Here is a 22572-nt window from a genome sequence, read left to right on the forward strand (position 1 = left end):
ATTCGACCATGGTCTTACCGCTCTAAGACCATGGTCTTGAACCAGTTTCTGGCGCATGCCCAGCCAAATCGGCAGCGCCAGGGATATGTCGCGGCGCATGGACAAAAAAAGCCCGGCACAAGGCCGGGCGCAGAGGTAGACGCGGGATCAACGGCTGCCCTAGCTCATGCCCAGCCAGTTCGGCAGGGCCATGGACACGGCCGGGATGTAAGTGATGATCATCAGGAAGCTGAGCAGCAGCATCAGCCATGGCATCGCGGCGCGGATCACCGCGGTCAATGGCATGCCGGTCACCGCCGAGGTGACGAACAGGTTCAGCCCCACCGGCGGCGTAATCAAACCGATCTCCATGTTCACCACCATGATGATGCCCAGGTGGATCGGGTCGATGCCCAGCTGCATGGCGATCGGGAACAGGATCGGCGCCAGGATCAGGATGATCGCCGACGGCTCCATGAAGGCACCGGCCACCAGCAGCACGATGTTCACCACCAGCAGGAACTGCCACGGCTGCAGGCCCAGCTCGACCACCCAGGCGGTGATGGTCTGCGGGATCTGCTCGGTGGTCAGCACATGGGCGAACAGCATGGCGTTGGCGATGATGAACATCAGCATGATGGTCAGCTTGCCGGACTCCAGCAGCACCTTCGGGCAGTCGCGGACCTTCAGGTCCTTGTACACGAACAGGGCGACGAAACCGGCGTACACCGCTGCCACGGCTGCGGCCTCGGTCGGGGTGAACATACCGGTGTAGATACCACCGAGGATGATCACCATCAGCAGCAGGCCCCAGAACGCCTCGCGGGCGGAACGCAGCCACTCGCGGAAACTGGCGCGTGGCAGGGCCGGCAGCTTCTTGATGCGCGCGACGATGTAGATCGCCACCATCAGCACCACGCCGAGCATAATGCCGGGGATCACACCAGCCATGAACAGCTTGCCCACCGACTGCTCGGTGGCGGCGGCGTACACCACCATCACGATCGACGGCGGAATCAGGATGCCCAGAGTACCGGCGTTACAGACGATGCCGGCGCCGAACGCCTGCGGGTAACCGGAACGCACCATGCCGGCGATGGCGATGGAGCCAACGGCCGCTACGGTAGCCGGCGAGGAACCGGACAGCGCGGCGAACAGCATGCACGCCAGTACCGCACCGATGGCCAGGCCGCCACGGATGTGACCGACGCAGGCGTTGGCGAAGTCGATCAGGCGACGCGCCACGCCACCAGTGGTCATGAAGGCACCGGAGAGCAAGAAGAACGGGATCGCCAACAGGGTGTAGTGCTCGGAAGTCTCGAACAGCTTGATCGCCAGCGAGCGTACCGAGTCCGGGCTGAACAGCATGATGGTGATCGAGCCGGCCAGGCCGAGCGACGCGGCGATCGGCACGCCGATGAACATCAGCAGGAACAGCAGCAGGAAGAGGAACAGAACGGTCATTATTTGGCCTCCTCGTGCTCATTGATTTTCAGCGCATCGGCGGCTTCGTCAGCCAGGCCGAGGCCGGTCTGCTCGTTGCGCAGGATGCGCACGAGGATCTCGGTGAAACGGATGAACACCATGGCGTAGCCGAACGGCACGATCATGCCGATGTGCCATTGCTGCACGCCGTAATGGCCAAGGTCTTCGGCGCCGATGCCGGCGATGAACAGGGTGCGAACCCAGTCGAAGCTGCCGACGGCGATCAGGCCGGCATAGCCCAGGCAGCACAGGCAGGCGATCACGCCGATAACGCGCTGTACGCCGCGCGGGGCGAGCTTGACCAGTGCGTCGACGCCGATATGGCCGGCGGTGCGCACGCCGTAGGCCAGGCCGAAGAAGATCAGCCAGCCGAACAGCGCTTTGGTCAGGGCATTGCTCCAGGTCATCGCCTGGGCCATGTCGAGAATGGAGTCGCCGATAGCGAGCAGGGTCTCGTTACCGCCGAAGGTGTCACCCAGCCAATAGAATAGGGTGTAGAAGTTGTTGAGGATCACGTAGACGAAAGTGATCAGCGTCATGGCCGCCAGGAGGAAAGCGATGAAGCCTTCCTCGAAGTGCTCCCAGACGCGCCGCAAGGCGTTCATGGCATCTCCGCGAGGTTCTTGTGATTGTCAGGAGTCGGACGAATCTAACCGAGCCAGGACCAGCGCGATATTCGTCATTGGCAAACGCCGTCTTAGGCGACGGCGAGTGAAAGACCGCCCCGGGTGCGTGGGCCCGAGGCGGTCATGGGCTCATTGCTGATTGGCGGCTTGCGCAGCCTCGATCACATCAGTGCCGATCTCGGCCTCGAACTTCTTCCACGCTGGGCGCACGGCGTCACGCCAGGCGGCGCGCTGCTCGGGCGTGAGGGTGATGATCTCGCTCTTGCCAGTATCGAGGATCGCCTGGCGCGCTTCGGCGTTCAGCGCTTCGGCCTGCTTGTTCACCTCGACAGTCACCTCGTCGACGATCTGCTCCAGCTCGCTGCGGATATCCGCCGGCAGGCCGTTCCAGAACTGGGTATTGGTGATCAGCAGGTAGTTGCCGATGGCATGGTTGGACTCGGTCATGTACTTCTGCACCTCGAAGTACTTCTGCGAGTAGATGTTCGACCAGGGGTTGTCCTGGGCGTTGACCACGCCGGTCTGCAGGCCCTGGTAAATCTCGGCGAAGCTCATCTTGCGCGGTACCGCACGCAGGGCGCTGTACTGCGCGGCCTGCAGGTCGGACGGCTGCACGCGGAATTTCTGCCCACGGGCGTCGCTTGGCTCGACCAGCGGCTTGTTGGCTGTGAGCTGGCGCATGCCGTTGAGCCAGTAGGCCAGGCCGGTGATGCCCTTGCTCTCCATCGACTTGAGCAGTGCCTTGCCCTTTTCCGAGGACTGGAAGCGCTGCGCGGCGGCAACGTCGTCGAACAGGAACATCATGTCGAACAGCTGCAGCTGCTTGGTGTACTGCTCCAGCTTGGACGGTGCCGGCGCCAGCATCTGCACTTCGTTGAGCAGCAGGGCTTCCATTTCCTTGCCATCGCCATACAGCGAGGAGTTGGCGTAGACATCGACCTTGACCTTGCCGGCCAGGCGCTCCTCGACCAGTTTCTTGAACATCAGCGCGCCCTGGCCCTTCGGCGTGCTGTCGGCGGTGATATGGGAAAACTTGATCAAGATCGGATCAGCTGCGTGTGCCGAGAGTGCGCCAAGCAGTGCGCAACCGGCGAGCACACCGGCCAGGCCACGACGGACGAAAGAAAACTTCATGGAAGGCTCCTGTTGTTTTTGTCTGAGCGTCGAGGGAGAAACCCCTTCGATTGGCCCGGACTCTACTCCGCCGCCCCCCGGCTGAAATTCACATTTGAACAACCGAGCCTTCGGCATTCACGAAGGCAGCGCTGAATATCCCTCTGTCGCGCCACTGTTTCGCAGGTGATCGAGCATCTGCTTCGCGGTCAGCGAAAGGTTGTCCTGATTACGTACCGCCACCTTGAGCTCACGCCGAGCCCAGGGATCGTGCAGCGGGATCACCCGCACATCGAGCGCCGGCAGGTAGGTACGCACTGCCAGATCCGGCAACACGCCAACACCCATGCCGGTATGGATCATCCGGCAAATGGCCTCGAAGCTGCGTACCTGAATGCGCAGGCGCAAGGCCACGCCCTGGCTGTGCGCCGAGTGCTGCAGCAGGCTGTGCAGGGAAGCGTCCTGCTGCAGGCCGATGAAATCGAAGCCCACCGCCTCGCGCAGGAACAGGCCGTCGCGTTCGGCCAGGGGATGCTCGCGCGGGGTGACCAGCACCAACTGATCGTGACGGTAGGTGAAAACCTGCAGATCCTCGGCCGGCACATGCCCGGCGAAGATGCCGATATCGGTCAGCCCCTCGCGCACGGCGCGGATGGTCTCGCTGCTGACCCGCTCTTCCAGGTCGATCTTCACCTGCGGGTGCAGGCGACTGAAGCTGGCCAGGTCCTCGGGCAGAAATTCGATCACCGCCGAGGTGTTGGCGTGAATGCGCACATGGCCCTTGACCCCTTCACTGAACTCACTGAGGTCGGCGTTGAGCTGTTCGAGGTTGTCCATCATGTTGCGCGCGTGGTGCAGCAATGCATGGCCGGCCGGAGTCAGTTCGACGCCCTTGGGCTGGCGATAGAGCAGCGCGATGCCGAGCTGGTTTTCCAGGTCGCTGACGCGCTTGCTCACCGCCGCCAGGGCCAAGTGTTCGCGCTCGGCAGCGCGGGTCAGGCTGCGCTCATCGGCGATGGCGACGAACAGCTTGAGGGTGACGAAATCGATGCGGCGCATAAAGGTCTCCATTTCGTGCCTGGCGAAGCGAAGCCGCCAGAAAGCTGATTTACAGCATGCCACTTCGCAATACGCGAAGCCTAGCTTGGCCATTGAGCAATTGTCGGCACCGCGCCGCTGCGCCATTCTGCGCACCACGAGAAACGCACAGGCAAATCAGGTGCAGCCATGACTCAACACAACACCAGCAACATGGCCCTGCAGGGGCTCAAGGTGATCGAGATGGGCCAGCTCATCGCCGGTCCCTTCGCCAGCAAGCTGCTCGGCGAATTCGGCGCTGACGTGATCAAGATCGAGCCGCCGGGCGTCGGCGACCCGCTGCGCAAATGGCGCAAGATCAAGGACGGCACCTCGCTCTGGTGGCACGTGCAGTCACGCAACAAGCGCTCGCTGACCCTCGACCTGAAACAGGCCGAAGCCCAGGACATCGTGCGCAAGCTGGTGGCCGAGGCCGACGTGCTGGTGGAGAACTTCCGCCCTGGCACGCTGGAAGGCTGGGGCCTGGGTTATGACGCGCTGAAGGCGATCAACCCGCGACTGATCATGCTGCGCATCTCCGGCTATGGGCAGACCGGCCCCTACCGCGACCTGCCCGGTTTCGGCGTGATCGGCGAAGCCATGGGCGGCCTGCGCCACCTCTCCGGCTACCCCGGCCAGGCGCCGGTGCGCGTCGGTATCAGCATCGGCGATTCGCTGTCCTCGCTGTACGGCGTGATCGGCGTGCTGCTGGCCCTGCAGGAGCGCGCACGTAGCGGCGAAGGCCAGGAAATCGACGTGGCACTGTACGAGTCGGTGTTCGCCATGATGGAAAGCCTGATCCCCGAATACGACGCCTTCGGCTACGTCCGCGAGCCGGCCGGCAGCGCCCTGCCCGGCATCACGCCGTCCAATTCCTACCCGTGCAACGACGGCAGCTACGTGCTGATCGCCGGCAATGGCGACAGCATCTACAAGCGCCTGATGAGCCTGATTGGTCGCGAGGACCTGGGTAACGACCCGCGCCTGGCGCAGAACGACGGACGCAGCCAGCACGCCGAACTGATCGACGGCGCCATCGCCGAGTGGACTGCCCAGCGCAGCCGCGACGAGGTGATCGAAGCACTCAAGGGCGCGCGCGTGCCGGCCGGCTATCCCTACACCGCCGCCGACATCGTGCAGGACCCGCACTACCTGGCGCGACAGATGATCGAGCAGGTGCAGACCAGCGTCGGCCCGCTCAAGGTGCCGGGCGTGCTGCCCAAGCTCAGCCGCACACCGGGGCGTATCGGCACCGGCGGCCCGCAGCTCGGTGAGCACAATGACGACATCCTCGCCGGGCTTGGCCTGAGCGCGGAACAGGTCGCTGGCCTGCGCGAGCGCGGGATCATCTAACAGCAGTACCACTTAGCCCGTAGGGTGTCGCGGGGCCGCCTAGGCCGTGCGCACTACAACAGTTCGTAGGGTGGACAACGCGAAGCTTGTCCACCAAGACAGCAACGCAGCCCAAGCCGGTGCGCACAGCGCACCCTACGCCGCGAACAACCAGGATCATGCCATGAGCAAACGCCTCTACATCCAGGACGTCGCCACCCGTGACGGCTTCCAGATCGAAGCTTCCTTCATCCCCACTGAAGACAAAATCGCCCTGATCGACCGCCTGTCCCACACCGGCCTGGCGAAGATCGAGGTCACCTCCTTCACCTCGCCCAAGGCCATCCCCAACCTGCGCGATGCCGAAGAAGTGATGCGCGGCATCCAGCGCGTGGCTGGCGTGGAGTACACCGTGCTGGTGCCCAACGTGAAGGGCTGCGAGCGCGCACTGTCCTGTGAGGTGGACGAGATCAACCTGGTCATGTCGGCCAGTGACACCCACGGTCTGGCCAACCTGCGCATGACGCCGGAGCAGTCGCTGGCGCAGTTCGCCGAGATCATCGAGGTCAGCCGTGGCAGCGGCGTATTTATCAACGCGTCGCTGTCGACCACCTTCGGTTGCCCCTTCGAGGGCGAGGTGCCCGAGGCCCGCGTATACGAGCTGACCGAGCGCCTGCTGGAGATCGGCGTGCAGGGCGTGACCCTGTGCGACACCACCGGTATGGCCGACCCGGCCCAGGTCGAGCGCATCTGTCGTGAATCGCTGCAGCGCTGGCCCGAGGCGGTGTTCACCGCACACTTCCACAACACCCGTGGCATGGGCCTGGCCAATGCCCTGGCGGCATTGAACGCGGGCATCGACCGTTTCGACGCCTCACTTGGCGGTCTTGGCGGCTGCCCTTACGCCCCAGGTGCCAGCGGCAATATCTGCACCGAGGATCTGGTGCATATGTTCCAGCGCATGGGCCTGGACACCGGCGTGAACCTCGATGCCCTGCTCGACGCAGCCGCCACCCTGCCCGGTCTGATCGGCCACGATGTACCGGGCGCCATCCTCAAGGCCGGCAAATCCGATCGCCGCTATCCCAAGCCGAAGTGGATGCAGGAAGCCGGGCTCTAAGGCTCGGCCGAGACAAAAAAACGCCCGGTGCAAGCACCGGGCGTTTTCGTTTGCAGCGCAAGATCACTGCTGGTTGGACTTCTCCGCCGCCTGGATCAGCTTGGCACCGATCTCCTGCTCGAATTTCTTCCACACCGGGCGCATGGCTTCACGCCATTCGGCGCGCTGCTGCGGGGTCAGCTCGATGATCTCGGTGGTACCGGCCTTGGCGATGTCCTGCTTGGCCTTGCGGTTCAAGTCATCGGCCTGCTTGTTCACCTCGACGGAGACCTCGGCCATGATGGTTTCCAGCTCGCTGCGCACGTCATCCGGCAGGCCCTTCCAGAACTTGGTGTTGGTAATCACCATGTAGTCGATCAGGCCATGATCGGACTCGGTCATGTACTTCTGCACCTCGTGCACCTTCTGGCTGTAGTAGTTCGACCAGGTGTTCTCGGTGCCGTTGACCACGCCGGTCTGCAGCCCCTGGTAGACCTCGGCGAAGCTCATCTTGCGCGGGTTGGCCCGTACCGCCTTGAACTGCTCCTCGAGCACCGCCGAAGCCTGCACACGAAATTTCAGGCCACGGGCGTCGGACGGCTCGCGCAGCGGCTTGTTGGCCGACATCACCTTCAATCCGTTGTGCCAGTAGGCCAGGCCGGTGATGTTCTTGTCTTCCATGGAGGTCAGCAGGCCGCGGCCCTCGGGGCTGGCCTGGAAGCGATCGACCGCCTCCATGTTGTCGAACAGAAACGGCAGGTCGAAGATCTGCACCGGTTTGGCGTACTGCTCGAACTTGGCCAGCGACGGCGCCAGCATCTGCACCTCGCCTAACAACAGTGCCTCCATTTCCTTGCCATCACCGAATAGCGAGGAGTTGGGGTAGACATCGACCTTGACCCGCCCTGGCAGGCGCTCCTCGGCCAGTTTCTTGAACAACAGCGCGCCCTGTCCCTTGGGCGTGTTGTCCGCCACTACATGGGCGAACTTGATGAGGATGGGCTCATCGGCCGCCTGTGCCAGGCCGGTACAGGAGAGGATGGCGGCGCAGGCCAGCGCCTTGGCGGTGAGTTTGAACATGACGTTACCTCATTGTTTTTGTAGGTCGGTACGTGGGACGAAATGGCCGGTGGCGTGGTGCCTCCGGCCGGTATTCAGGCTGGGCTCTCGCCAGCGCGTTGCAGCAGTCGTCGGGCGCGGCCCAGCACCGGGGCGTCGACCATCTGGCCGTCGACAACGAAGACACCTTCACCGCTGCTGGCCGCTGTCATCACGCGGCGCGCCCAGGCCAACTCCTCCTCGGCCGGGAGCAACGCGCGATGGACGACCTCCACCTGTTTGGGGTGGATGCACAGCAAACCGTCGAAGCCCATGTCGCGGGCATCACGTGCGGTACGGGCCAGACCGTCGCGGTCTTCGATGGCGGGGAACACACTGTCCAGTGGCGCCGCCAGGCCCGCCGTGCGCGAATGCAGCAACAGGGCGTAACGAGCCTGATCGAGCATGCGCTCGGCCGCGGCGCTGCCGCTGCTGAGGCCCAGGTCCAGCCCAAGGTCGAGCGCGCCAAAGGACAGCCGCTCGACGCCCGAGGCCCGTGCAATGGACGGCAACTCCAACAACCCCGCAGCACTCTCGATGATCGGCCAAACCGGCTTGCCACAAGCCGCAACGCGGGCTACCTGAGCGGCGCACTCCACCTTGGGCAAGAGCACGCCTATGACTCCGGCATGGCGTGCGCACAGCTCGATATCGGCGCCATGACCGGCATGTTCCGGCGCGTTGATGCGTACCAGCAGACGGGCCTCGGGGTTGGCCGTGAGAAAGGCATCGAGATGAGCACGAGCCTCGACCTTCAGGCTTTCCTGCACGGCGTCTTCCAGGTCGACGATGACCGCGTCGGCGCCCACGGCGAGCGCCTTGGGAATGCGCTCGGGTCTACTGGCTGGCACGAACAGCGCGGTACGAATGATGGAGTGGTTCATCACACGGCCCCCTGTTGATGCAGGCGTTGAATATCACCCACGCCGTAGCCCAGCTCGGCGAGCAGCGCATCGGTGTGCTGACCCAGCGCCGGAATGGCGTCCATACGCGGCTCGAAGGCGTTGTTGCGCCCCGGCGGCAGCAGCGCAGGCAGACGGCCGCTGGGGCTGTCGACCTGACACCAGCGCTGGCGTGCGTGAAGTTGCGGGTGAGCCCAGACACCGGCCATGTCGTTGACTTGGGCATTGGCGATCTGCGCCTGCTCCAGGCGCTCGATCACCTGCGCCGTGCTCATGCGCGAGAAGGCCTCGACGATCAGCGCGCGCAGCTCACTGCGGTTGGCCGAGCGCTTGAAGTTGGCCGAGAAGCGCTCGTCGCCAGCCAGCTCCGGCTGCTCCAGCACCTTCTCGCAGAACGCCTGCCATTCACGCTCGTTCTGCAGGCCGAGCATCACCGTGCCGCCGTCGCCGGCCGGGAAAGGGCCATAGGGATAGATGGTCGAGTGCGCGGCCCCGGCACGCGGCGGTGGTGTAGCGCCGTCGTAGGCGTAGTACAGCGGGTAGCCCATCCATTCCACCAGGCTTTCCAGCATCGACACGTCGACACGGCTGCCGAGGCCTGTCTTGCCACGCAGCATCAGCGCCGAGAGCACACCGGTGTAGGCGTACATGCCAGCCGCGATATCGGCAATGGAACAGCCGGCCTTGGCCATCTCCTCCTCGCCTGGCCCCCCGGTGACGGAAAGAAATCCGCCCTCGCTCTGGATCAGCAGGTCGTAGGCCTTCTTCTGCTCGTATGGGCCGCCCTCGCCATAGCCGGAAATGTCGCAGACGATCAGTTGCGGGAAGCGTTCGTGCAGCGCTTCGAACGAAAGCCCCATGCGCGCCGCGGCGCCCGGCGCGAGGTTCTGCACCAGCACGTCGGCCTTGGACAGCAGGCTATCGAGCACCTGCATCGCATCGTCCTGCTTGAGGTCGAGGGTCAGGCTTTCCTTGGAGCGGTTGGTCCAGACGAAATGCGAGGCCAGGCCATCGACCCGCTCGTCATAACCGCGGGCAAAGTCGCCACTGCCGGGGCGCTCGACCTTGATCACCCGCGCGCCGAGGTCGGCAAGCTGACGGGTGCAGAACGGCGCAGCGATGGCATGTTCCAGGCTGACCACGGTGATGCCATCCAGTGGCCGAATTTGTTGTGCATTGTTCATGTCCATGTCCTCGGTCAGGCCAGGTGGCTCAGGTCATCGGTCTCGCGCAGGCGCCAGACCCGCTCGATCAGCACACCCGCCTCATCGCTGCTGCGCTTGCCGGCGAAGGCCAGCAGGCGACGGAACTTGTCTTCCAGCTCGGCGCGACTGAGGCTGTTGCCGGGATCGCCCTTGGGCTCGTCGATGGCGCCATGCAGGGTGCGGCCGTCGACCGTGACGACCTCGACCCGGCCCAACCAGCGAGCCGGATAGGCACCATCGACCTCGGGGTCGAGGCGCATGCTGACCTTGTCGCGGAAGGCGGCGACATCGGCATCGGTCAACGACAGGTTGGCGAATTCGGTGAGCTGCGCCTTGCCATGCACGGCGATCAGGCCGAGCACCGTGCCCATGGAAAACTTGGCCTGGTGCACGGTCTGCGGCACCACCACGCGGCCGAGCACATCGATGGCGCCTTGGTGCACATGAGTAACGACCTGAGCGATATCGCCATGACGCAGACCTTCACGCTGCATCAGGTCGAGCAGCGCATCGGCAGCCGGATGAGTGTGACGGCACGAGGCGTGGAACTTGAACGAGGTTTCCACCAGCGCCCAGCGGCTGCCGAGACGGTCGGACAACGCGGCTGGATTGGCGTCGTTGGACATGCCCGCAGCCATGCCCTGCTCGCCTTCGAGAATGTTCTGCGCGCCGGTCAGGCCCTGCGCGGTGAAGTAGGCGGCGAGCAAGCCATCAGCCGCTGCCTTGGCGGTGTGCAACTGCTTGGAGTCGGCGGCGTCACGCAGGAACTCCCAGAGGCCGGCGGCCTGGGTGCCGGCATTGCCGAGCAGATGCATGAACTGCTGCTGGTCGAAGTTCAGCAACTTGCCCACGGCCACGGCGGCGGCCAGGGTGCCGACCGTCGCCGTGGTGTGGAAGATGCGGTAGTGCGAGCGACCGAGGAATTCGCCGATGCGGATGCCCGCCTCGTAGCCGGCGACCGAGGCCAGCAGCAGCTCGCGACCGGACTTGCCGAGATCCTGCGCAGCGGCCAGGGCCGCCGGAAAGACCACGGTGGCCGGGTGCAGAACCGAGCTGTTGTGCAGGTCGTCCTGCTCGACCAGGTGCGAGGAGGCGCCATTGACCAGCGCGGCGAAGTACGCCGAGGTGCCGCGCCCGTTGACCAGGATGCGCGCTGGGCCATCGGCCGGGCCCATTTTCTGTGCGTAGGCCTCGAACAGCGGGATCGGCCGCGCGCCCTCGCTGGCAAGAGCCGAACCGAGCCAGTCGAGGAACAGGTCTTCGGTGCGATTCAGTACGTGCTCGGGAATCTGCTCGTAATTGAGATCGGCGAGGAATGCGGCGAGTTGCTGAGTATGTGTGCTCATCGCGGAGACCTCAGAAAGAGCGCGGCAGCTCGAGCAGGTGCTCGGCCACGTACGACAGGATCAGGTTGGTGGAGATTGGCGCCACCTGGTACAGGCGGGTCTCGCGGAACTTGCGCTCGACGTCGTATTCGTTGGCGAAGCCGAAGCCACCGTGGGTCTGCAGGCAAGCGTTCGCCGCCTCCCAACTGGCCTTGGCCGCCAGGTACTTGGCCATGTTGGCCGCAGCACCTGCATTGCGCCCGGCGTCGTACTCCTCGCAGGCGCGCCAGCGCATCAGGTCGGCGGCCTCGATCTCGATATGCGCCTCGGCAATGGGGAACTGCACGCCCTGGTTCTGCCCGATGGGCCGGCCGAACACCACGCGATCGCGGGCGTACTGCGCGGACTTCTCGATAAACCAGCGACCGTCGCCGATGCACTCGGCAGCGATCAGCGTGCGCTCGGCATTGAGGCCATCGAGGATATAGCGGAACCCCTTGCCTTCTTCGCCGATCAGGCTGCTGGCGGGGATTTCCAGGTTGTCGAAGAACAGCTCGTTGGTCTCGTGGTTAACCATGTTGGCAATCGGCTGCACGGTCAGGCCGTTGCCGATTGCCTCGCGCAGGTCGACCAGGAAGATCGACATGCCTTCGGACTTGCGCTGCACCTCAGCCAGTGGCGTGGTACGCGCCAGCAGGATCATCAGATCGGAATGCTGCACGCGCGAGATCCATACCTTCTGGCCGTTGATGACGTACTTATCGCCCTTCTTGACCGCGGTGGTCTTGATCTTGGTGGTGTCGGTGCCGGTGGTGGGCTCGGTGACGCCCATCGACTGCAGGCGCAGCTCGCCGCTGGCCAGCTTGGGCAGGTAGTAGCGCTTCTGCTCCTCGCTGCCGTTACGCAGCAGAGTGAACATGTTGTACATCTGCCCGTGGATGGTGCCGGAGTTGCCGCCGCAGTGGTTGACCTCTTCGAGGATCACCGAGGCCTCGGCCAGCCCCAGACCCGAGCCGCCGTACTCTTCCGGGATCATCGCCGAGAGCCAGCCGGCCTCGGTCATGGCCGTGACGAAGGCTTCCGGGAAACCCTTCTCCTCATCGATCTTGCGCCAGTATTCGGCGGGGAATTCGGCACAGAGCGCGCGCACGCCTTCACGGATCGCATTGAGTTCTTCGTTATTGTTGTGGTTCATCGGTCTTCCTCGAATCATGTGTGGCGTGGCGCCACTCGGGCACGATGTAGGGCCTACTCGGCTTTGGCCTCCTGCATCCATGCAGACAGGTAGGGCGTGCCGGGACGCCGGCCGCTCGGAAGCAGTACGCCGCTTGTTGTTGGGCTCACCTCAGTCGGCGGACTGTTCGCTTAGGCTCCTGAGTCCGCCCTACAAAATCAGTCGAATTGCACGTCGGCGCGTTGTGCCAGGCCGGCTTCGTTGCCGGCCCACAGCTCGGCCTGGCCTTCGCCCAGCAGACGCCCGCCCACCTCGAAGGGTTGCGGCGCGATCAACGGGCGCAGGCCGCGATAGGCGAAGCGGCGCAGGCGCGCATGCGGGTTGGCGCGGCAGAAGGCACGCAGGCTCAGGGTGGCGATCAATGGGCCGTGTACCACCAGGCCGCTGTAGCCTTCGCTTTCGGTGACGTAGGGCCAGTCGTAGTGGATGCGATGGCCGTTGAAGGTCACGGCGCTGTAGCGAAACAGCAGGGTGCTGGACGGCGTGACTGCCTCACGCCAGTCGCCGGCAATAAGCGGCTCGCCACTGCTGGTCTTGGGCGGGCTGGGCTCGCGGTAGACGATGTCCTGCTTTTCGCGGATGGCCAGTTGGCCATCCTGCAGGTAGTCGTGCTGCACGGTAACGAACAGCAGTGCGCCGGTGCGCCCGTGCTTTTCCTCGATGTGCTTGATGGTCGATACCCGGCTGGCTTCGCCGCCCACGCGCAACGGCTGGATGAACTCGACACGCCCCCCGGCCCACATGCGGTTGCGGTTGTCCGCCGGCGGCAGGAAGCCCCCACGGGCCGGATGACCGTCCTCGCCCAGACCATTCTCGGCGACCGGTTCCTGAAAGAACGCCCAGTGCCACAGCGGCGGCAGCGCCTCGCCATGGGCAGGCGTGACTTCACCAAAGGTGGCGGCGATGCGCTTGACCAGATTGCGGCTGAGTTGGTCGTGGACTTCTTCGCTACGACCGATCCAGGCGGAAAAAGCAGAATCACTCATGGGGCAGGTTCCAGCTCGGTTCTTGTGTGAGCTGGAGCATGCGACGCCGCATGCGTTCAGAGAATCCGCATTTATTTAAACCGGCGTTCGGTTATTCTGAACGCCATATTTCTAGGTGGGAGGGGCTTTAGCCGCGATGTCTTCCGGGGAAGCCAGGGCGTCGCGGCTGAAGCGGATCGCCGCCCGGCCCCTCCCACAGAAGCAGAGGAACCCATGCACTTCGATCTGCCCGACCTGCGCCTGTTCATCCATATCGCCGAGTCCCCCAGCCTGACCCAGGGCGCGCGCAAGGCGTTTCTCTCGCCGGCCGCTGCCAGTGCGCGGATCAAGGCACTGGAAAGCCAGCTCGGCAGCCGCCTGCTGTACCGCGACAGTCGCGGTGTCGAGCTGACCCCGGCCGGCCAGCGCCTGCTGCAGCACGCGCGGCTGATCATGCGTCAGGTGGATTACCTGAAGAGCGAATTCACCGAATACGGCACCGATGCCGCCGGGCATATCCGCATCTTCGCCAACACCACGGCAGTGACCGAATTTCTCCCCGAGGTGCTGGCCGGCTTTCTCGCCGAACGCCCGGGCGTCACCGTCGACCTGCAGGAGCGCCTCAGCCGCGACATCGTTCGTGGCGTACTCGATGGCGCGGCAGATCTGGGCATTATCGCCGGCCCGGTGCAGGCGCCGGGGCTGCAGGTGCTGCACTTCAGCACCGACCGCCTGGTGCTGGCCGTCCCCCTGGGCCACGCGCTGGCACAGCGGCAATCGGTGAGTTTCAACGACACCCTTGCCTACCAACACATCGGCCTGCACGAGGGCAGCACCCTGCTGAGTTTTTTGCGCGAACAGGTGGAAAAGCTCGGCGGCAGCCTGGCGCTGCGCATCCAGGTATCGAGCTTCGAGGCGATCTGCCGGATGATCGAAGGCGGCGTCGGTATCGGCATCATTCCCGAGTCGGCCGCACGTCGGCACAGCCGCACCATGCAGCTGGTGATCCTGCAACTGGACGAAGCCTGGGCGGTGCGCGAGCGCAGCATGCTGGTGCGCGAGCTGGATGCATTGCCGGGGAGCGTGCGGGCGCTGATCGACAGGCTGAATCAGGGCGTCTAGGCGAAGCTCGGCGAGCGGGAATCTGGGGATAAAAAAAGGGCGACCAATTGGTCGCCCGCCCATTCAAGGCATTCCCCGAGAGGAATGCGGAAACGCTTGCACCCATATCACGCAGGATGATCGGGACGCGCTCAGTGTCGCCGCGCAGCCCCACCCTGCCTATTGCACCAAGGTCGTAGGGCACCCGACCAATGGCAGGCCATACTCCGGCAACACTTCGCCAGCCCTGGAGACGCCATGAACCCCGAGCACCTGGCCCTGTTACAGCAGGCGCCCGCCAGCACTCATGTCGATGACACCTGGGCCAGGCTTTGCTGCGAACAGGCATTGCTGGCAATCGAGGATGGCTGCTACGCGGTCGGTGCCTTGCTGGTGGATGAGGCCGGTGAACTGCTATGCAGCGGGCGCAACCAGGTGTTCGCCTCGGCCTACGCCAGCGCCGCCCACGCCGAGATGCAGGTGCTCGACCAGCTCGAAAGAGAACATCCGCAGGTCGACCGCCGAGGTCTGACCCTCTACGTCAGCCTCGAACCCTGCCTGATGTGCTATGGCCGTATCCTGCTGGCCGGCATCACCCGCGTGCGCTATCTGGCGCGCGACCGCGACGGCGGTTTCGCCCTGCGCCACGGCCGCCTGCCACCGGCCTGGGCCAATCTTGCCTCGGGTGCGTGCATGGTGCAGGCCAAGGTCGATCCCTACTGGCTCGACCTGGCCGAGCGAATGATCGATTGCCTGCAGGATCGGCAGGTACTCCGACAACGCGTAATACAGGCCTGGCGTGGCAGTCGTTGAAACCGTAGGGGCGCCGTGCGAACAAAAAACTGCAGGTATCAGCCAGGGCCAGCGGAGCGTTGGTGCGCACAGCGCACCCTACGCCTACTCCTTGCCCAACCCGTGCTGACGCAGCTTGTTGGCGATGGTGGTATGGGAAACACCGAGGCGCTTGCCCAACTGGCGGCTGCTCGGGTGATCGCGGAACAGGCGCTCCAGCACCGCCTTCTCGAAGCGGCCGAGGATATCGTCGAGGTTGCCATCGACAGAGAACTCACCGAGCGGCTGCGGCGCACCGTAGTCCGGCAGGCGGATATGCTCGGCCTTCACGGTGCCGCCATCGCATAGCGAGACCGCCTGGAACAGCACGTTCTCCAGTTGCCGCACGTTACCCGGCCAGTGGTAATGGGCCATACGCTCGAAGGCCTGTGGCGCCAGCTTCGGCAGCGCACAACCGATCTGCCGGCTGGCGGAATCGAGAAAGTGCTCCACCAACGGCGCCAGACCGTCGAGGCATTCACGCAGGGGCGGAATATGCAGGCTGAGCACGTTGAGGCGGTGGTAGAGATCCTGACGGAACTCGCCATGGGCGCAGAGTTCGGACAGGTCGACCTGGGTGGCGCAGATCACCCGCACATCGAGGTACACCTCCTCGTCGCTGCCGACACGGCGAAAGCAGCCATCCTGCAGAAAGCGCAGCAGCTTGGCCTGCAGGCGCGGGCTCATCTCGCCGACGCCATCGAGAAACAGCGTGCCGCCTGCAGTCAGTTCCAGCAGACCGAGCTTGCCTTCCGGACGCGCGCCCTCGAAGGCGCCGGGGCCGTAGCCAAACAGCTCGGTCTCGGCCATGGATTCCGGCAACCCTGCGCAATTGAGCGCCATGAACGGCGATTGCCCTCGCGGGCTGGCCAGGTGACAGGCGCGCGCCAGCAATTCCTTGCCGGTGCCTGTTTCGCCCTCGATTAGCAGCGGCGCATCCAGCGGCGCCATGCGCCGCGCTTCCTTTACCACCGCCGCCATAACCCTGGAGCTCTGGAAGATCGAGTCGAAGCCACGCAGCTCCTGTTTGCGCACATGGTAGATGCGCTCACCAACGCGGTCGGCGCGATGCAGGGTCAGCACCGCGCCAGCCAGCGCCTCGCTGTCGTCGTGTTCGTTCTGCAGCGGCGCGATATCGGCGAGAAACACATCGCCCTTGATCTTCACCCGCAGCCCGTTGATTCGCGTCTTGTTGGCGCGCACCAGTTCGGGCAAGTCGAAATCCTCGGCATAGCGTGACAGCGCCATGCCCGGCACCTCGTCCACACGCACCCCGAGCAACTGCGCGGCGCTGCGGTTGGCGGCGACGATGCTGCCGCCCATGTCGATGGACAGCACTGGGAAATCCAGCGCACCAAGCAGCGCATTGAGCTCCAGGTGACGCCGTTCGCTGGGCATCAGCCCGACGCGCTTGACACCGAATACGCCGGCAATGGCCTCGAACTTCGGCCTCAGCGACTGGAACTGCAGATTGATCAGATTCGGACAGTACAGGTAGATGGCGTTGCCCTGCTCGCCCCCGACTTCGCCACGGGCGACGTTGATGCCGTAGTCGACCAGCAGGTTGAGGATGTCACGCAGGATGCCGACACGGTTCTGGCAGTGGACCTTGATACGCATGGCTCAGGCTCTTGTTGTTATGGCCGCCGGGTCACAGAAATCGGAGATGGCGGCATAATTTCCGTCAAGAATATGTGACAGCAAAGCTCATCAGCAAGCCGAAAAATCGCCACGCCAGCAATATCGTAATCAAAAATTTACACTTTTCCCGTGCAATCCTGGGCTGCGCTGTGTCTGGCCGCCGTTCCAACCCGAGCAATCAGCGGCATGCTCGGGTCAAGACAAGAACAACAGCCCCCAGAAGGAGGCAGCGATGAAGAGTACGCAGTACCTGGCCCGGGAACCGGACGAGAGTGGCTTTATCCATTATCCGGAAAGCGAGCATCAGGTGTGGAATACCCTGATCACCCGCCAACTGGAGGTGATCCAGAACCGCGCCTGCCAGGAATACCTGGACGGTATCGAGCAGCTCGACCTGCCCAAGGAGCGCATTCCGCAGCTCGGCGAGATCAACCGTGTGCTCGAAGCCACCACCGGCTGGCGCGTAGCGCGGGTGCCGGCACTGATCCCCTTCCAGACCTTCTTCGAGCTGCTGGCCAGCAAGCAGTTTCCCGTCGCCACCTTCATCCGCACGCCAGAGGAGCTGGACTACCTGAAGGAACCGGACATCTTCCACGAGATATTCGGCCACTGCCCGATGCTGACCAACCCCTGGTTCGGCGAATTCACCCACACCTACGGCAAGCTCGGCCTTCAGGCCACTAAAGAGCAGCGCGTCTATCTGGCGCGGCTGTACTGGCTGACCATCGAGTTCGGCCTGCTCGACACCCCGCAGGGCCGGCGCATCTACGGCGGCGGAATCCTCTCCTCGCCGAAGGAAACCCTCTACGCCCTGTCCGACGCTCCCGAGCACCAGGCGTTCGATCCGCTGGAAGCGATGCGCACGCCATATCGCATCGATATCCTGCAGCCGGTGTACTTCGTCCTGCCCGAACTCAAGCGTCTGTTCGAGCTGGCTCAGGAGGACATCATGGCGCTGGTGCATCAGGCCATGGCGCTCGGCCTGCACGCGCCGAAATTTCCGCCGAAAGCCGCGTAGCCTTTTAGCTCCCTCGCCCATTCATTGGCGAGGGAGCTGCTCGATACCTCTTACCGTCTATGCTCTGACCTCTAATCCTCAAGGAGCCTGAAATGACCAGCCTTGCCCAAGCCCAATGCGAAGCCTGCCGCGCCGATGCGCCGAAAGTGTCCGATGAAGAACTGGCCGAACTGATCCGCGAGATCCCCGACTGGAACATCGAGGTGCGTGGCGATCATATGGAGCTGGAGCGCGTGTACCTGTTCAAGAACTTCCGCCATGCCCTGGCCTTCACCAACGCCGTGGGCGCCATCGCCGAGGAAGTCGGCCACCATCCGGCACTGCTCACCGAATGGGGCAAGGTCACCGTCACCTGGTGGAGCCACGAAATGCGCGGTCTGCACCGCAACGACTTCATCATGGCCGCGCGCACTGATGCGCTGGCTGCCAACGCCGAGGGCCGCAAGTGAACCATTTCGCCGAGGTCGCCCGCGTACCGGGCGACCCCATCCTCAGTCTGATGGAAGCCTATCGGCTGGACAGCAACCCGGCGCGCCTGGACCTTGGCGTTGGCGTGTACAAGGACGCCCAAGGCCTGACGCCGATACCGCGCGCGGTGAAACTGGCCGAGCAGCGCCTGATCGACCTCGAACAGACCAAGACCTATGTCGGAGGCCACGGCGACGCCGCGTTCGGTGCGCTCCTGAGCCAGCTGGTACTCGGTGCGAACTCACCATTGCTCACCGAACAGCGCGCCGGCGCCACGCAGACGCCCGGCGGTACCGGTGCGCTGCGCCTGGCGGGTGATTTCATCCGCCACTGCCTGCCCGGGCGCGGCATCTGGCTGAGCGATCCGACCTGGCCCATCCATGAAACCCTGTTCGCCGAAGCCGGGCTCAAGGTCGGCCATTATCCGTACGTCGGCGCTGACAACCGTCTCGACGTGGAGGCCATGATCGCCGCCCTCACCCACCTGCCCAAGGGCGACGTGGTGCTGCTGCATGCCTGCTGCCACAACCCCACCGGTTTCGACCTCTCCCCACGCGATTTCAAGCGCGTGCTGGAGGTGGTCAAGGCACGCGAACTGCTGCCGCTGATCGACTTCGCCTACCAGGGCTTCGGCGACGGTTTGGAGCAGGACGCCTGGGCCGTGCGCCTGTTCGCCGCCGAACTGCCGGAGCTGCTGATCACCAGTTCCTGCTCGAAGAATTTCGGCCTGTATCGCGAGCGCACCGGCGCTCTGATCGTCTGTGCCGGCAACGCCGAGAAACTCATCGACATCCGCAGCCAGCTGGCCTCCATCGCCCGCAATCTGTGGTCGACGCCGCCCGCCCATGGCGCCGCTGTGGTGGCGCAGATACTCGGCGACGACGAGCTGAAAGGCCTCTGGCTGGACGAGCTGGAAGGTATGCGCCTACGCGTGGCCAGCCTGCGCCGTGGCCTGGTCGAAGCACTTGCGCCGCATGGGTTGAACGAGCGTTTCGCGCACATCGCCGAACAGCGCGGCATGTTCTCCTACACCGGGCTGTCGCCGCTGCAGGTGCAACGCCTGCGCGAGGAGTTCAGCGTGTACATGGTCGGCAGCGGCCGCGCCAACGTCGCGGGGCTGGATGCCAGCCGACTGGATCAACTAGCCGACGCCATCGCTCGGGTCTGCGTGAACTGAGTCAGCAGGCGGCGGGTCTTAGAGACCGCCGCCTGCCAGCTTCACAGCTATAGTGCGGTCATCGCCATTCACGACGGATTCGCCAATGGCCGTACCCAGCAACATCCTTTTTCGCGCCTACCAGCGCATCATCCACAGCCTGGCGTTCTACCCGACGCTGATCGCCATCGGCTTCTTCCTGCTGTGCCTGCTGACCATGGCTGCCGAGTACCAGCCGTGGATGATGGCGTTCAAGGATCACGTCGATCTCGGCCTGGTAAGCAATGCAGACAATGCCAGGCTGATTCTCGGCACGCTGGTCACGGGTATTCTGTCACTGATGGTGTTCAGTTTCTCGATGGTCATGGTGGTGCTCAATAACGCAGCCGCATCGCTGTCACCACGGGTGATTCCCGGCCTGGTCAGCAACAAGGGGCACCAGAAAACCCTGGGGTTCTACCTCGGCACCATCCTCTACGCGCTGCTGCTCATCACCACAATCGAACAGGGCAACAATGAGCGGATACCCAGCCTCGGCGTGCTCATAACCCTGGCCCTGGGCATCGTCTGCCTGGGCCTGTTCGTGCACTTCATTCGCTCGATATCGCAGTCGATTCAGGTCGAGCACATCCTCGGTAACCTCTACAGCACCAGCCTGGAAAAGCTCGATGCCTGCGGTGGCAGTCCAGCTTCGCGCGACGCCGCGCCCCAATGGCCGGATGACAGTGAGTGGATCACTGTGCACGCGCAGCGTAACGGCTACTTCAAGGAGCTCAACGTCAAGGAGGTCAATACGCTGCTGCAGCGCCATCAGATACGGATGACAGTCCTTGCCCACCGCGGTTTCTTCGTCAGCGAGGGGCATCCGCTGTTTCGCCTGGAGCGTCCGCTGGACGAGGGGGCCTGCCAGCAACTGCTCGATTGCTTCGACTTTTTCATCGAGGAGTACGCCAGCAGCCATTACTTCTTCGGCTGTCGGCAGATGTCAGAGATCGCCGTGAAGGCGCTGAGCCCCGGCATCAACGATCCAGGCACGGCAATCAAGACCGTGGACCTGCTCAGCGTACTGTTGAGCAGACGCCTGGCGCTGTCCGAACGAGATTTCGCCAGCCTGCCCGACGAGCCACCGCGGCTGTGCTACCAGGAGCTGTCGCTGGACCAGCTACTGCTGCAACTGCTGGGTCCGATACGCACCTATGGCGCGGCCGATGTCTGTGTGCTGGTCAGCCTGCTGCAGGCCTTCAAGAACCTGCTACATCACCCTGCCAGCACGCAGCAGCGCGCCGACCTTCTGTGCCACGCACGCAGCGTACGCGACACCGCCGAGCGCCATTTGAAAGATCGACGTGATCGCGAGGAAATCAACGATTTCATCGCGCGCATCAATCGTACGTTGCACGATTCGGATCAGCCACTGATGCCCCTGCACATCGCGGGCGAGGCACCATGACGGTGCAAAGTTTGCCGTCAAAAAATTGCACCACCGTTCTTCATTAAAAATAACTCTTTAGAATCAAATAGATAAAGGACAATCCGGGAAGTCATGGCGTGCTTCATGCTTGCTATCAGGGGCACAGTTCCCTAGGGTAGTTTGCATGTGGTCCCTGATTGCCCCCATCAGTTCATTGCTGAGCGGGGTCGCGTTACTCCTGCTTGGCAATGGTCTGCTCAACACCCTCCTGACCCTGCGTGGCGTCGCCGAAGGCTACTCCACCACGATGCTCGGACTGATCATGTCCGGGTACTTCGTCGGGTTCCTTCTCGGCACCTGGCTGGCGACGCCGCTGGTCAGGCGCATCGGGCACATTCGCGCGTTCGCCTGTTGCGCAGCCCTGGCTGCCATCGCCGCCCTGCTCCATTTGCTGCTGATCGATCCGTGGGTCTGGCTGCTGCTACGCGTACTCTATGGCCTCGGACTGGTGACGCTGTACATGGTCATCGAGAGCTGGCTCAACGCCCAGGCGCCCAACGAGAAACGCGGCCAGGTATTCGCGGTATACATGGCAGTCAACCTCGGCGCCCTGGCCCTGGCCCAGCAGTTGCTACACCTGGCCGACCCGGTGCAGTTCACCCTGTTCGCCATCGCCGCGATCCTGATCAGTGCCGCGCTGATGCCCATCACGCTCACCCGTCAGGCACAACCGACACTGCCCGAGTCGCCGCCGACAAACCTTCGCCAACTGTGGGAGATCGCACCGCTGGCGATCATCGCCGCAGGCCTGTCCGGCCTGGCGATGGGCGGCTTCTGGGGCATGGCACCGGTCTATGCGAGCCTGGCCGGCTTCGATACATCCGGCGTCGGCCTGCTGATGACCGCCACCATTCTCGGCGGCGCCCTGCTGCAATGGCCCATCGGTATCTATTCGGATCGCCACGACCGGCGCCAGGTGCTGCTGCGGGTGGTGATCCTGGCGGTCGTGCTGGCACTGATCATGAGCCTGCTGCCGGCAGGGCCGCTGCTGCTCGGCGCGATCTTCATCTGGGGCGGCCTGGCCTTCGCCATCTACCCCATCGCCGTCGCGCAGTTGATCGACCAGTTGCACAGCGACGAGATTCTCTCCGGCTCCGCCAGCCTGCTGATGGTCAACGGCATCGGCTCGGTGTGCGGCCCACTGCTGGCCGGCGTGTTGATGGAACAACTGGGCGCCAGCGCACTGCCGCTGTACTTCGCCAGCACACTCGGCCTGCTGGCTGCCTACACCTTCTACCGGCTGCGCCATGTCAGTGACCTGGTCAGCGGCGACGCCGCGCACTTCGTACCCATGCTGCGCACCAGCCCAACGGTGCTGGAGCTGATGCCCGATGCGCCGGCGCAAGAGCACGAACAGATGGAGGACAACCCGAACCCAGCGTCCTGAAGACGTGAACCGGCTGTTTCGGCAAGGCCCCGAGCCTACCCCAAGCAGCCAGAAACCCG

The 22572-nt window shown here is 64.0% G+C and carries 20 protein-coding genes; 9 read left to right on the forward strand and 11 right to left on the reverse strand.

The window, feature by feature from the left end; all coding sequences use genetic code 11:
• Window positions 1-159: 159 nt before the first annotated feature.
• The 4 genes from dctM to EL191_RS16125 all read right to left on the reverse strand — a co-directional run bounded on the left by dctM (window position 160) and on the right by EL191_RS16125 (window position 4262).
• A complete protein-coding gene (dctM, locus tag EL191_RS16110; RefSeq protein ID WP_041979979.1) occupies window positions 160-1443 on the reverse strand; it encodes a C4-dicarboxylate TRAP transporter large permease protein DctM in 1284 nt (427 codons plus the stop codon).
• On the reverse strand, window positions 1443-2069 hold the full coding sequence (locus EL191_RS16115) for a TRAP transporter small permease (protein WP_013717649.1): 627 nt from the start codon (window positions 2067-2069) through the stop codon (window positions 1443-1445). Before EL191_RS16115 ends, dctM begins: the two co-directional genes overlap by 1 nt.
• Before the next feature lie 150 nt (window positions 2070-2219).
• Complete coding sequence (locus tag EL191_RS16120; protein WP_017362110.1) at window positions 2220-3224, reverse strand: TRAP transporter substrate-binding protein; 1005 nt, start codon at window positions 3222-3224, stop codon at window positions 2220-2222.
• Between the two features lie 117 nt (window positions 3225-3341).
• Complete coding sequence (locus tag EL191_RS16125; RefSeq protein WP_041979976.1) at window positions 3342-4262, reverse strand: LysR family transcriptional regulator; 921 nt, start codon at window positions 4260-4262, stop codon at window positions 3342-3344.
• A 168-nt stretch (window positions 4263-4430) separates the two neighbouring features.
• Between EL191_RS16125 and EL191_RS16130 the strand changes: the two genes are divergently transcribed.
• Window positions 4431-5633, forward strand: coding sequence for a CaiB/BaiF CoA transferase family protein (locus EL191_RS16130; protein WP_041979974.1), 1203 nt, complete (start codon window positions 4431-4433; stop codon window positions 5631-5633).
• Window positions 5634-5796: 163 nt separating this feature from the next.
• Entirely contained in the window at window positions 5797-6732 is a 936-nt protein-coding gene (locus EL191_RS16135; protein WP_041979971.1) for a hydroxymethylglutaryl-CoA lyase, read from the forward strand.
• 63 nt (window positions 6733-6795) lie between these two features.
• Here EL191_RS16135 and EL191_RS16140 read toward each other — a convergent pair whose 3' ends face one another.
• The 6 genes from EL191_RS16140 to EL191_RS16165 all read right to left on the reverse strand — a co-directional run bounded on the left by EL191_RS16140 (window position 6796) and on the right by EL191_RS16165 (window position 13461).
• Window positions 6796-7791 (reverse strand): TRAP transporter substrate-binding protein, encoded by a 996-nt coding sequence (locus EL191_RS16140; protein WP_017362113.1) that lies wholly within the window; start codon window positions 7789-7791, stop codon window positions 6796-6798.
• A 74-nt stretch (window positions 7792-7865) separates the two neighbouring features.
• Window positions 7866-8693, reverse strand: a complete 828-nt coding sequence (locus EL191_RS16145; protein WP_041979970.1) for an HpcH/HpaI aldolase/citrate lyase family protein — start codon at window positions 8691-8693, stop codon at window positions 7866-7868.
• Window positions 8693-9895 (reverse strand): CaiB/BaiF CoA transferase family protein, encoded by a 1203-nt coding sequence (locus tag EL191_RS16150; RefSeq protein ID WP_041979968.1) that lies wholly within the window; start codon window positions 9893-9895, stop codon window positions 8693-8695. Before EL191_RS16150 ends, EL191_RS16145 begins: the two co-directional genes overlap by 1 nt.
• A gap of 14 nt (window positions 9896-9909) precedes the next feature.
• A complete protein-coding gene (locus EL191_RS16155; RefSeq protein WP_041979966.1) occupies window positions 9910-11262 on the reverse strand; it encodes an MmgE/PrpD family protein in 1353 nt (450 codons plus the stop codon).
• A gap of 10 nt (window positions 11263-11272) precedes the next feature.
• Window positions 11273-12436 (reverse strand): acyl-CoA dehydrogenase family protein, encoded by a 1164-nt coding sequence (locus tag EL191_RS16160; protein ID WP_013716498.1) that lies wholly within the window; start codon window positions 12434-12436, stop codon window positions 11273-11275.
• A 197-nt stretch (window positions 12437-12633) separates the two neighbouring features.
• Window positions 12634-13461 carry an FAS1-like dehydratase domain-containing protein gene (locus EL191_RS16165; RefSeq protein ID WP_041979963.1) on the reverse strand — a complete coding sequence of 276 codons (828 nt, stop codon included), beginning with the start codon at window positions 13459-13461 and terminating at the stop codon, window positions 12634-12636.
• 213 nt (window positions 13462-13674) lie between these two features.
• Here EL191_RS16165 and EL191_RS16170 point away from each other — a divergent pair, with 213 nt between their 5' ends.
• Window positions 13675-14562, forward strand: a complete 888-nt coding sequence (locus EL191_RS16170; protein WP_013716500.1) for a LysR family transcriptional regulator — start codon at window positions 13675-13677, stop codon at window positions 14560-14562.
• Window positions 14563-14799: 237 nt separating this feature from the next.
• On the forward strand, window positions 14800-15354 hold the full coding sequence (locus tag EL191_RS16175; protein ID WP_041979961.1) for a nucleoside deaminase: 555 nt from the start codon (window positions 14800-14802) through the stop codon (window positions 15352-15354).
• A gap of 84 nt (window positions 15355-15438) precedes the next feature.
• Here the strand turns inward: EL191_RS16175 and EL191_RS16180 are convergent, their stop codons facing one another.
• Entirely contained in the window at window positions 15439-16992 is a 1554-nt protein-coding gene (locus tag EL191_RS16180; RefSeq protein ID WP_013716502.1) for a sigma-54-dependent phenylalanine hydroxylase transcriptional regulator PhhR, read from the reverse strand.
• Between the two features lie 253 nt (window positions 16993-17245).
• On the opposite strand from EL191_RS16180, the gene phhA reads away from it, so the two are divergent.
• From phhA to EL191_RS16205, 5 genes are all read left to right on the forward strand, one after another.
• Window positions 17246-18031 (forward strand): phenylalanine 4-monooxygenase, encoded by a 786-nt coding sequence (gene phhA / locus EL191_RS16185; protein ID WP_041979959.1) that lies wholly within the window; start codon window positions 17246-17248, stop codon window positions 18029-18031.
• Window positions 18032-18123: 92 nt separating this feature from the next.
• The gene (locus tag EL191_RS16190) at window positions 18124-18480 is read left to right on the forward strand and encodes a 4a-hydroxytetrahydrobiopterin dehydratase (RefSeq protein WP_013716504.1); all 357 of its coding nucleotides are present in this window, start codon (window positions 18124-18126) and stop codon (window positions 18478-18480) included.
• The gene (locus tag EL191_RS16195; protein ID WP_041979957.1) at window positions 18477-19676 is read left to right on the forward strand and encodes an amino acid aminotransferase; all 1200 of its coding nucleotides are present in this window, start codon (window positions 18477-18479) and stop codon (window positions 19674-19676) included. The genes EL191_RS16190 and EL191_RS16195 overlap by 4 nt, the downstream gene beginning before the upstream one ends.
• A gap of 85 nt (window positions 19677-19761) precedes the next feature.
• A complete protein-coding gene (locus EL191_RS16200) occupies window positions 19762-21105 on the forward strand; it encodes a DUF2254 domain-containing protein (RefSeq protein ID WP_041979955.1) in 1344 nt (447 codons plus the stop codon).
• 145 nt (window positions 21106-21250) lie between these two features.
• Entirely contained in the window at window positions 21251-22513 is a 1263-nt protein-coding gene (locus EL191_RS16205) for an MFS transporter (RefSeq protein WP_041979953.1), read from the forward strand.
• The last annotated feature ends 59 nt before the right edge of the window (window positions 22514-22572 follow it).

The organism is Pseudomonas mendocina, assembly GCF_900636545.1.
Lineage (GTDB): Bacteria > Pseudomonadota > Gammaproteobacteria > Pseudomonadales > Pseudomonadaceae > Aquipseudomonas > Aquipseudomonas mendocina.